The organism is Microbacterium sp. LWS13-1.2 (assembly GCF_040144835.1).
Taxonomy (GTDB): Bacteria; Actinomycetota; Actinomycetes; order Actinomycetales; family Microbacteriaceae; genus Microbacterium.
The window spans coordinates 2115316-2125148 of sequence record NZ_CP151632.1 but is presented as its reverse complement, the minus strand read 5'-3'; the positions used below and the strand labels follow the sequence as shown (position 1 = coordinate 2125148).

9 protein-coding genes are annotated in these 9833 nt (G+C 71.1%); 4 read left to right on the top strand and 5 right to left on the bottom strand.

Translation table 11 applies throughout. From position 1 onward, the window contains the following. Positions 1 to 39: 39 nt before the first annotated feature. Positions 40 to 954 (bottom strand): PmoA family protein, encoded by a 915-nt coding sequence (locus tag MRBLWS13_RS10115; protein WP_349428917.1) that lies wholly within the window; start codon positions 952 to 954, stop codon positions 40 to 42. 190 nt (positions 955 to 1144) lie between these two features. On the opposite strand from MRBLWS13_RS10115, the gene MRBLWS13_RS10110 reads away from it, so the two are divergent. After that, a complete protein-coding gene (locus MRBLWS13_RS10110) occupies positions 1145 to 1426 on the top strand; it encodes a GlsB/YeaQ/YmgE family stress response membrane protein (protein WP_349428916.1) in 282 nt (93 codons plus the stop codon). A 323-nt stretch (positions 1427 to 1749) separates the two neighbouring features. Here MRBLWS13_RS10110 and pgm read toward each other — a convergent pair whose 3' ends face one another. Next, positions 1750 to 3393 carry a phosphoglucomutase (alpha-D-glucose-1,6-bisphosphate-dependent) gene (gene pgm / locus MRBLWS13_RS10105; protein ID WP_349428915.1) on the bottom strand — a complete coding sequence of 548 codons (1644 nt, stop codon included), beginning with the start codon at positions 3391 to 3393 and terminating at the stop codon, positions 1750 to 1752. Positions 3394 to 3612: 219 nt separating this feature from the next. Between pgm and pheA the strand changes: the two genes are divergently transcribed. Further along, the gene (gene pheA / locus MRBLWS13_RS10100; RefSeq protein ID WP_349428914.1) at positions 3613 to 4593 is read left to right on the top strand and encodes a prephenate dehydratase; all 981 of its coding nucleotides are present in this window, start codon (positions 3613 to 3615) and stop codon (positions 4591 to 4593) included. After that, positions 4590 to 5027 carry a pyridoxamine 5'-phosphate oxidase family protein gene (locus MRBLWS13_RS10095; RefSeq protein WP_349428913.1) on the top strand — a complete coding sequence of 146 codons (438 nt, stop codon included), beginning with the start codon at positions 4590 to 4592 and terminating at the stop codon, positions 5025 to 5027. Before pheA ends, MRBLWS13_RS10095 begins: the two co-directional genes overlap by 4 nt. Positions 5028 to 5389: 362 nt before the next feature. Here MRBLWS13_RS10095 and MRBLWS13_RS10090 read toward each other — a convergent pair whose 3' ends face one another. Both MRBLWS13_RS10090 and MRBLWS13_RS10085 read right to left on the bottom strand, forming a co-directional pair. Further along, the gene (locus MRBLWS13_RS10090; RefSeq protein WP_349428912.1) at positions 5390 to 6460 is read right to left on the bottom strand and encodes an LLM class flavin-dependent oxidoreductase; all 1071 of its coding nucleotides are present in this window, start codon (positions 6458 to 6460) and stop codon (positions 5390 to 5392) included. A gap of 193 nt (positions 6461 to 6653) precedes the next feature. After that, entirely contained in the window at positions 6654 to 7295 is a 642-nt protein-coding gene (locus MRBLWS13_RS10085) for an NAD(P)-binding domain-containing protein (RefSeq protein ID WP_349428911.1), read from the bottom strand. A gap of 117 nt (positions 7296 to 7412) precedes the next feature. Here MRBLWS13_RS10085 and MRBLWS13_RS10080 point away from each other — a divergent pair, with 117 nt between their 5' ends. Continuing rightward, a complete protein-coding gene (locus tag MRBLWS13_RS10080) occupies positions 7413 to 8399 on the top strand; it encodes an aldo/keto reductase (RefSeq protein ID WP_349428910.1) in 987 nt (328 codons plus the stop codon). A 30-nt stretch (positions 8400 to 8429) separates the two neighbouring features. On the opposite strand, the gene MRBLWS13_RS10075 is transcribed toward MRBLWS13_RS10080, so the two are convergent. Further along, positions 8430 to 9785: a deoxyribodipyrimidine photo-lyase gene (locus MRBLWS13_RS10075; RefSeq protein ID WP_349428909.1), complete on the bottom strand. Its 1356-nt coding sequence runs from the start codon at positions 9783 to 9785 to the stop codon at positions 8430 to 8432. Positions 9786 to 9833: the final 48 nt, after the last annotated feature.

Sequence of the window (9833 nt, the reverse complement as noted above, 5' to 3'; positions counted from 1 at the left end):
GCGAGACGAAACGCGCCGCACCCGGCGCAGACGACGAACTCAGGGTGCGAGTTCGTCCGCGAGAGCGCGGGTCTCGTCGGGGGTCCAGATGCGGTCGCCGAAGACGTGCCGGTGCGCCAGCGAGAGCTCGGCCCCCGGTGCGAGCACGATGTGCTCGTCGAACGAAGGGGAGGGCGCGAGGATCGGGAACGGCTCGCTGCGCACGAACCAGCGGATTGCGGGGCCACCGGTCGACGAGCCTGCGAATGCGAGCACCGTCCCGCCGCCGTCGAACTCGTCGTGCTCGCCCGAGAGGGCGACCCACGGCGCGTCGAGACCCATGACGGCGTCGGCGCCGGCGTCGTCGGGCAGGCCGCCGGCCAGCACGCGGCCGCCGGTCCAGGCGCGCGGCATCCGGATGACGAAGCCGGTGTAGCCGGCGTTCGGGCGGCCCTGCGTCGTCGGGCTACCGAACTCGAGGTCGCGGCCGGCGACGTTGCGGAGCGTCGTCGAGAAGTCCAGCAGCCACAGGCCGCGCTCGGCGTCGACGCTGTGGAAGCGGTGCGTCCGCGTCTCGGCGACCCACTCCTCTCCGCCCTGCGTGATCCAGGTGAGCTGCTCGGTGAACGACACCTCGGGGCCGGCATCCGTCATCTCCGTGAAGCCGTCGTGGCGCATGCGGCCGACGTTGTCGAGCAGGGCGTAGTCGCCGGTGTCCGGGCGGTAGGTGTTGCCGCCCCAGAAGTTCTCGCCCGACACGTGGGTCCACGTCATCTGCACGCCCTTGTGCCAGCGGTGGTCCCAGGGGCGGTACGCCGTGAGCGGGGCGCCGTCGAGCGCACGCACCGGATGCAGGAAAGGCTTGGGCCCCTCCGACGGCGCGCCGCCCGGGGCGAAGGCGTACCGGGCGATGTCGACGCCGGCGGTGGTCACGGTCAGGTCGGTGTCGTCGAGGCGAAGCGTCAGATCGGGCACGGTCTCATTGTGGCGCATCCCAACGGAAAACGCTTCCCAGCGTAAGCGGACGCGCGATTTTCCCGCTCGCTGAGGCCCGTGTCAAGAGGCAGGGGTTTCCGGGCGCTGGGGCGGCGCGAGCGGTAGCGTCATCGTCATCTCACAGGAGACACCGCACCCCCCGCGGTGTCCACGAGACAAAGGAGAGATCATGCTCTGGACAATTCTGGGCCTCATCATCATCGGCCTCATCGCCGGCCTCATCGCTCGCGCCGTCATCCCGGGCAAGCAGAGCATGGGCATTCTGCTGACGATCGTCCTCGGAATCGTCGGGTCTTTCGTCGGCGGCTTCCTCGGCTTCCTGCTCTTCGGCAGCGACCCCAACGGCGGCTTCCTGCAGCCTGCCGGGATCATCGGATCCATCCTCGGCGCGATCATCGTGCTCGGCCTGTACGTGCTCTTCACGCGTCGCCGCGGCGTCACGCGGTCCTGACCGCACGGGTCGCGCCGGGCCACCGGCCGACCCGCGAACGACAGAACGTCGCCCGAACCCATGCGTCCCTCGCATGGGTTCGGGCGATTCGTCTGCGTACGGGCGAGCCGTCTTGCGCAGGGTCAGGCGCGTTTCGTCTCGCTCATTCCTCGCTCGCTCAACGACCGGGGGTCGGGCGCGTTTCGTCTCGCTCGTTCCTCGCTCGCTCAACGACCGGGGGTCGGGCGCGTTTCGGGTCGGCCGTTTCTCGCTCGCTCAACGACCGGGGGTCAGGCGCGTTTCGTCTCGCTCGTTCCTCGCTCGCTCAACGACCGACCGGGGGGTCAGGCGCCGGCCAGGGCCTGCGACACCACCTCGCGCGCCTCTGCCTGCACCTGTGCGAGGTGCTCGGGACCGCGGAGCGACTCGGCGTAGAGCTTGTAGACGTCCTCGGTGCCCGACGGGCGCGCGGCGAACCACGCGTGCTCGGTCTGCACCTTGAGGCCGCCGATCGCTGCCCCGTTGCCGGGCGCGTGCGACAGCTTCGCGGTGATCGGCTCGCCGGCCAGCTCGGTCGCGGTGACCGCCTCGGGCGCCAGCTTTCCGAGCGCGGCCTTCTGGGCGGGGGATGCGGGGGCGTCGACACGCTGGTACGCCGAGGCGCCGAACTCGGCCTCGAGCTCCGCATAGCGCTGCGAGGGCGTCTTGCCGGTCACCGCGAGGATCTCGGCGGCCAGCAGGCACAGCAGGATGCCGTCCTTGTCGGTCGTCCAGACGCTCCCGTCGCGGCGCAGGAACGACGCGCCGGCCGACTCTTCGCCGCCGAACGCGACGGACCCGTCGAGCAGGCCGGGGACGAACCACTTGAATCCGACCGGAACCTCCAGCAGCCGACGCCCGAGCGATTCGGCTACCCGGTCGATGATCATCGAGCTCACGAGCGTCTTGCCGATCGCGGCATCCGCGGGCCATTCCGGGCGGTGCGAGTACAGGTAGTCGATCGCGACGGCCAGGTAGTGGTTGGGGTTCATCAGCCCCGCGTCGGGCGTCACGATCCCGTGCCGGTCGGCGTCCGCGTCGTTGCCGGTCAGGATGTCGTACTCGTCGCGGCGGCCGATGAGGCCTGCCATCGCCGACGGCGACGACGGATCCATGCGGATCTTCTCGTCCCAGTCCAGCGTCATGAACCGCCACGTCGGGTCGACGTCGGGGTTCACGACGGTGAGGTCGAGCCCGTGCACCTCTGCGATGAGCGCCCAGTACTCGACGGAGGCGCCGCCGAGGGGGTCGGCGCCGATGCGCACGCCCGCGCGGCGGATCGCCTCGATGTCGATGATGTTCGAGAGGTCGCGCACATAGGCGTCGCGGAAGTCGTACTCGCCGAGCGTGTCGGCGTCGATGTCGCGGAACGGCGTGCGCGCCACGCCCTCCAGGTTCGCCGCGATGAGCTCGTTCGCCCGGTCGGCGATCCAGCCGGTCGCGTCGGTGTCGGCGGGGCCGCCGTTCGGCGGGTTGTACTTGAAGCCGCCGTCGCGCGGCGGATTGTGGCTCGGGGTCACCACGATGCCGTCGGAGCGGCTCGGGTCGGCGGCATCCTTCCCGCGGTTGTAGGTGAGGATCGCGTGGCTGAGCGCGGGAGTCGGCACCCACGAGTCGCGGGCGTCCACGCGCACGTCGACGCCGTTCGCGACGAGCACCTCGATGGCGCTGCGCTCGGCGGGCAGCGACAGGCCGTGGGTGTCGCGGCCCAGGAACAGCGGCCCCTCGATGCCTTGCGCCCGGCGGTAGTCGACGATCGCCTGCGTCGTGGCGAGGATGTGGGTCTCGTTGAAGCTGGCCGACAGTGAGGAGCCGCGGTGGCCGCTGGTGCCGAACGCGACGCGCTGCTCGGGCACCGCCGGATCCGGGGTGATGTCGTAGTAGGCGGAGATCACCTCATCGATGTCGATGAGGTCGGATGCTTCGGCGGGCTGTCCTGCGCGACTCATGCGTCCCAGTCTGCCCTCCCGCAGGGCCTCGCGCATCGCCGATGACGGCCGTCCGCCGTTCCGTTCTCAGGAGTGGATGGTCCGCGTCGACGAATCCGCCGCGGATTGACGCGGTCGGGACGCCCGCCAGGCGCCGGCGATCCTGCGTACGGTACGGGAGGTGATGCCCACGCCGCGGCTGCGGGGCCCGCCCGCACGGCCGCGGCTAGGCTGGCACGCGTGACTTCCGAGGTCGCCTCCGCCGAGGCATCTGCTCCCACCCGCCGCACGTACAGCTATCTCGGGCCCGCGGGCACGTTCACCGAGGCGGCGCTCGCGCAGGTGCCCGAGGCGCGCGGCCACGAGTGGCGGTCGGTCCGCAACGTCGGCGAGGCGCTCGCGGACGTCGTCGAGGGCCGATCGGATGCCGCGATGATCGCCATCGAGAACTCCGTCGACGGCGGGGTGTCGACGGCGCAGGACGCCCTGGCCACGGTGCCCGGGCTCCGCATCGTGGGGGAGTACCTGGTGCCGGTCGAGTTCGTGCTGGTCGCCCGGCCGGGTGCGCGGCTCGAGGACGTGTCGCTCATCGCGGCGCATCCGGTGGCCTACGCACAGTGCCTGCAGTGGCTCTCGGGGAGCCTCCCCGCCCACGCGCACGTGCCGGCGGCGAGCAACGTCGCCAGCGCGATGGGCCTCCTCGACGGATCGAGCGATGCGGATGCCGCGATCGCACCGCCCGGCATCCTCGAGCACCACGAGCTCGAGCTGCTCGCCTCGAACATCGGCGACAACCCCAACGCCGTCACCCGTTTCGTGCTCGTGAGCCGCACGGTCGTGCCGCCGCCGCCGACAGGCGCCGACAAGACCTCGCTCATCGTCGAGCTGCCCGACGACCACCCCGGGGCCCTGCTCGAGATGCTGGAGCAGTTCGCCACCCGGGGCATCAACCTGTCGCTGCTCGCCTCCCGCCCGATCGGCGACGAGCTGGGCCGATACCGCTTCGTCGTCGACGCCGACGGGCATCTCGAGGACGAGCGGATGGCCGACGCCCTCCTCGGACTGCGCCGCTTCAGCCCGCGTGTGACCTTCCTCGGCTCGTACCCGCGGGCCGACCGTGCCGTGGTGCGCTACCCGGAGCGGTACGCCGACGACGTGTTCGTCGAGGCTCGCGACTGGCTGCGCGGTCTCATCTCGGGCGAGCCCGAGGTGCAGGAATGACGGCGCTGGCTTTGGATGCTTCGAACGAGCGGGAGGCGAAGGCGCTCGGCCGGCTTCGCAGCGAAGAGATCGCGTGGCTCGGCACCATCGGACGCGATGGCTTTCCGCACGCCGTGCCGGTGTGGTTCCTCTGGCAGGACGACGTCGCCTACGTCTTCTGCCAGCCTGGCTCGGCGAAGGTCAAGAACCTGCGTGAGAATCCGCGCGCGATGCTTCACCTCGAAGCCGGCGACGACGGCGAGCAGCTCCACGTGCTGCAGGGGACTGTCGAGTTGTCACCCGAGCCGACGGTCGATTGGCTGGATCGGCTCGGCGGGGCCTACCTCGCGAAGTACGCGGGCGGCATCGAGCGCCTCGGGTGGACGAACGACCGCATGTGGGCGGACTACTCGACCGTCGTGATCTTCAGGCCCCACAAGCTGATCGCCTGGTAGCGGACGTCGAACACCGGGGCCAGGCCGTCGTCAGGCAGGTTCTGAAAAACCCCATTGAACTTCCGGTTCACAGGGGTTGGTTGAGCTTCCGGTTCACAGGGGTTGGTTGAGCTTCCGGTTCACAGGGGTTGGTTGAGCTTCCGGTTCACAGGGGTTGGTTGAGCTTCCGGTTCACACGGGTTGGTTGAACTTCCGGTTCACACGGGTTGGTTGAACTTCCGGTTCACACGGGTCGGGTCATCGAGTCGGGACCGGGTTCGGCGTTCAGGCGTGTGAACCGGAAGTTCAATGGCGCTCTGGGAGGGTGCCTCGCTGGCGCCACGGTCGGGCGCCCGCCCTGGACCCCGGCGAGGGCGAATGCATCAGGACGCGAGGCCGAGCTCCGCGGCGAGCAGCTCGAGCGTCTGCAGGCGGCCGGGGGCGATATCCATCGGCTCGTTCTCGTACGAACCGGCGATCGGCGAGATCATGACCTCGTCGACACCGTGCCGCGCGGCGAAGGCGCGGAGGTCGGATGCCACGGCCGGCGCAGTGCCGACGAACCACTTCGCACGCGCCGACGCCATGAACGTGTCGCCGAGACCGGCGAAATCGGCGGCGTTCGCGATCGAGGCCTCGACGGTCTCGAGGGCGACGAGCGGCCGGTTCGTCCGCAGGCGCGCGGTCATGCGCAGGTTCGGCAGCGCACGCCCCTCCGCCTCGTCGTCCGTCGGCGCGACGAGCACGTTCGCGGTCAGGAACGTCCGCGGGGCGGCGAGCGTCTCGGACGCCACGAACGCCGTGCGGTAGAGCTCGAGAGCGCGTTCGAGGCCCTCGCCCGAGAAGTGGTTCGCGAAGACGTACGGCAGGCCGAGGGATGCCGCGAGCTGCGCCGAGTAGTCGCTCGAGCCGAGCAGCCACACGTCGGGCGTCGTGGTGGCGGCCGGCGTCGCGTGCACGTCGTACGTGCCGCCCGATGTGAAGCGCAGGGAGGCGCCGTCAGGAGCGACGAGGGAGATGATGTCGCGCACGTGGTCGGGGAAGCGCTCGACGTCGCTCGTGGTGCCGCTCTGGCGGAGCAGCTGCGTGATCACCGGGTCGGAGCCGGGTGCGCGGCCGAGGCCGAGGTCGATGCGACCGGGCGCGAGCGCCTCGAGCGCCGCGAACTGCTCGGCGACCACGAGCGGCGAGTGGTTCGGCAGCATGACGCCGCCCGAGCCGAGGCGGATCCGCGAGGTCCGAGCCGCCGCGGCCGCCGCCAGCACCGGCGGCGTCGTCGAGGCGACCGCCGGCATGTTGTGGTGCTCGGCGAACCAGTAGCGGCGGTAGCCCAGCCGATCGGCGGCGTCGACGAGGGAGAGGGATGCCGCGACCGCCTGGGCGCTCGTCTGGCCGGTGCGCACCGGAACGAGGTCGAGCACGGACAGGGCCGGGGTGGGGATGGCGGTACTCATCCCGTGCGACAACCCGCTGCGGCATCAGCTCTATTCCTTCCGGTCGTTGAGCGAGCGAAGCGAGACGAAACGCGCTGAGCCCTTCCGGTCGTTGAGCGAGCGAAGCGAGACGAAACGCGCTGAGCCCACGGTCAAGCCGGATTCTGGGCGTTTCGTCTCGCTCGTTCCTCGCTCGCTCGACGACCGGGGCGGATCAGGGGAGGCGGTTGCCCTTCGCGATGTTCTCACGCAGCTCGGCGGCGGTCTGGCGCGCCACGTACGCGGGCCGGTCGCGCTCCAGCCGCCACGACTCGCTGAGCGGCCCGGCGCTGACGGTGTCGAACCCGAGGGCGTCGTAGATGCCCGTCACGAGCTCGACGGCATCATCGTGGTCGCTCGCCGTGCCGAGGGCACGGCGGTCGGGATCGCCCGCAGGCAGGCCCGTGGTGTTGATCTCGGAAGCGAGGATCTGGTTGAACGCCTTCACCACCTCCGAGGCGGGCAGGTGCGCCTGCACGAGTCCGGACGTCGTGGCCTCGCCGCGGTCGAGGGCGTCGATGTGGCCGTCGCGCTCGAAGTAGTAGTTGATGGTGTCCAGCACGATCTTGCCGGCGAGCGGCTCGACCGGCAGATCCTTCAGTGCCTTCAGCGGCACCGTCACCACGGCGATGTCGCCGGCGGCTGCCGCGTCGGCGGCGGTCGCGGCGGTGACCTTCCGTCCGAGCTCGGCGACCAGGCCGGCCAGGCTCTCGGGTCCGCGCGAGTTGGCGATCACGACGTCGTACCCGAGCCCCGAGAAGGCGCGTGCGAGCGCGCTGCCGATATGTCCTGCACCGATGATTCCGATCGTTGTCATGACGGGCGGCAACCGGGCAGGGGCCGCGCGCATTCCGGGACTCGACACGGGAGGAAATCCGGGAAACGGTTTCGGAAAGCCGCCCCAGTGCTCCGGGAGCCGTGTGACGATGTCGGGATGGACTACGTGCACCTCGGACGAACCGGCACCTCCGTCTCGCGGATCGTGCTCGGCACGATGAACTTCGGCGACCGCACCTCGGAGCAGGACGCGTTCGCGATCATGGACCGCGCGCTGGAGCTCGGCGTGAACTTCTTCGACACCGCGAACGGCTACGGCGGCGCCGGCGGACGCGGCACCACCGAGGAGATCATCGGCCGGTGGTTCGCCGCCCGCCCCGGTGTGCGCGACGACATCGTCCTGGCGACGAAGGTGCACTCGCCGATGGTCGATCCCACACCCGACGGCGACGTCGTCAACGCACGCGGCGCGTCGGCGTGGCAGGTGCGCCGCGAGGCGATCGGGTCGCTGCGGCGGCTGCAGACCGACCGCATCGACCTCTACCAGTTCCACCACATCGACCGGCACATCTCGTGGCCGGAGCTCTGGCAGGCCATGGAGGTGCTGGTGGCGCGCGGGGAGGTCGTCTACACCGGCAGCTCGAACTTCGCGGCCTGGAACATCGCTCAGGCGAACGAGATCGCGACGCAGCGCAACTTCCTCGGGCTGGTCAGCGAGCAGTCGCTGTACAACCTCGTGCAGCGCTCCATCGAGCTCGAAGTCATCCCCGCGGCGCAGAACTACGGTCTCGGCATCCTGCCGTGGTCGCCACTGGCGGGCGGGCTGCTCAGCGGCGGATCGTCCGACGCCAACGCGCGCTCTGCGACGGCGCGTGTCGCGTCGCAGCGCGAGGAGCGCGGCGACCAGCTCGCCGCGTACGAGCGCTTCGCACAGGAACGCGGCTGGACGCCCTCCGCCCTCGGACTCGCGTGGCTGCTGCACCAGCCGGGTGTGACCGGACCGATCATCGGCCCCCGCACCGTCGAGCAGCTCGAGTCCGCGGTGTCGGCCCTCGACATCCGGCTCAGCGACGACGACCTGACGGAACTCGACGAGCTGTTCCCCGGCCCCGGCGGCCAGGCGCCCGAAGCGTACGCCTGGTAGCGACAGTGCCGGCGCCCGGCTCCCGTCACCTCAGGCGCGGGCGGCGCGCTTGACGTGCTCGTACGCGTCGAGCGCGGCCCTGCGGGTCTCGCCGAGATCGACGATGGGCTCGGGCGGGTGCTCTCCGAGGTGCTCCGGCGCCCACTCGCGCACGTAGTGCGCGTCGGAGTCGAACTTCCTGGCCTGCAGCTGCGGGTTGAAGATGCGGAAGTACGGCGCCGCATCGGCGCCCGACCCCGCCACCCACTGCCAGTTGAACGGGTTGTTGGCGCCGTCGGCGTCGACCAGCGTGTCCCAGAACCACTCTTCGCCGCGCCGCCAGTCGATGAGCAGGTTCTTGACGAGGAAGGATGCCGCCACCATCCGCACCCGGTTGTGCATGTAGCCCGTGTGCCACAGCTCCTTCATGCCCGCATCGACGAGCGCGACGCCGGTGCGGCCGCGCTGCCAGGCGTCGAGGTGGGTGGGCTTCAGCCGGGGCCAGGGGAACGCGTCGAACTCGGGCCGCAGATTGCGGCTGGCGAGGTCGGGGTGGTGGAAGAGGACGTGCCATGCGAATTCGCGCCACCCGAGCTCCGAGAGGAACCTGCCGCCGGCACCGGCCTCGACGGTCTCGTGCCAGACGATGTGCGGGCTGAGCTCGCCCCAGCGCAGGCGCGGCGACAGCAGTGAGGTCGCGCCGGCGGCGGGCTCGTCGCGGGCGCGGTCGTAGTGCGCGAGGTCGTCGCGCAGGAACTCCCGCAGCCGTCGGCGCGCGGCCGGTTCGCCCGGCTCCCACGTCTCGCGCAGTCCGCCCGCCCAGTCGGGCCGACTGGGCAGCAGCGCCCAGTCGTCGAGCGAGTCGGATGCCGGAGCCCGGCGCGGCCCGCCGACCTCGCGGGGTTCGGCGAGCGGGGCGCGCGGTGCGGGCAGGGCGAGGCACGCGCGCCAGAAGGGCGTGAACACCGAGAACGGGGTTCCGGCGCCGGTGCGCACCGCCCACGGCTCGAACAGCAGCGAGGCCGCGAACGACGAGACCTCGATGCCGTCGTCGCGGAGCGCGGACTTGAGGCCGGCATCGATCTCGCGCTCGGGCCCGCCGTATCTCCGGCTCCAGAAGACGGCGCCGGCCGCGGCATCCGTCACCGTCTCGCGCACCACCCGATCGGCCGGGCCGCGCCGCAGCACCAGGGTGCCGCCGCGCTCGCGCAGCCGCTCGCCCAGCGAGGCGAGGCTGTGGTGCAGCCACCAGCGCGCCGCCCCGCCGAGTGGGCGGATGCCGGGGCTCTCCTCGTCGAGCACGTACAACCCGATCACGGGCTCGCCGCGATCCAGGGCCGCACGCACCGCGGGGTTGTCGGCGAGGCGCAGGTCGTCGCGGAACCACACGATGGAGGGGCCGGGCATGGCCCCATCCTGCCGCGCGACGGGCCCGCGGGCGCGGTCTTGACAGGT